The organism is Aerococcus sp. L_32, from assembly GCF_050689315.1.
In genome coordinates this window covers 1-827 of sequence record NZ_JBOEQF010000813.1, presented here as the reverse complement: position 1 = coordinate 827, position 827 = coordinate 1, and the positions used below count along the sequence as shown (strand labels likewise).

Annotated in this window: 1 protein-coding gene; it reads right to left on the bottom strand. The window is 43.0% G+C overall.

Annotation, left to right across the window (positions count from 1 at the left end; translation table 11 throughout):
- Positions 1-217: 217 nt before the first annotated feature.
- Positions 218-827, bottom strand: a 610-nt coding sequence (locus tag ACRCJ0_RS16650) for an RluA family pseudouridine synthase (RefSeq protein WP_431391272.1), incomplete at its 5' end; no start/stop codon positions are given.

Genomic DNA, 827 nt, shown 5'->3' with positions numbered 1-827 from the left:
CTGTCATTTTGATTGAGACTGTAACAAAGCTGTCACACCTTCTATTTGTATCTAACAAACATCATAATATCGGGCGCCAAAAGTCAAACTCTTCCAATACTTCCCAAAACACGTCAATTACTTGCAGCAATTGTTCGGCTTTTGGTCCAGTCCGTTGAGTCTGAACGACTTTTGTCACACCTTCTATTTTAACACATGCCAACCATTGTAATATAACCTATAGGTCAAAGCAAGCAGAAATATCTTCCGGCAAGGGTGCCTGGATTTCAACCATTTCACCGGTAAATTGGTGTTTAAATTTTAGAGACCGACAATGCAAGGCTTGTCTTTGAATGCCATGGTTCATTTGACCACCGTACAAGTCGTCTCCAATAAGTGGTGCATCATTAAAAGCAAAATGCACCCGGATTTGATGGGTGCGTCCAGTATGTAACTGTACTTTATAGACTTTTAAGGCGCCCACTTGTTCAGCTAGCCAATACTCTGTTAAAGCTGATTGTCCTGATTCGTGAACCCGTCGTTCAATGATTGACCGCGGACTTCTAGCAATCGGATCATCAATAAAACCATGGTCAAGGTCAGATACTTTTTTATCCGAAACAGCTAGATAGGTCTTTTCGATGCCTTTTTGCTGCATTTGCTGATCAATTAAGCCATGGGCAAAAGCGTGCTTCGCAAATAACATGACCCCACTCGTATCCCGGTCCAACCGCGTCACCACATGGATGACCTGGTTGTCATAATCCTGACGCTGGTAATAGGCCTTTAAAATATTTGCCATTGACCCCTGAGGATTGTATTGGGACGGAATAGAGGTGTAGCCAGCC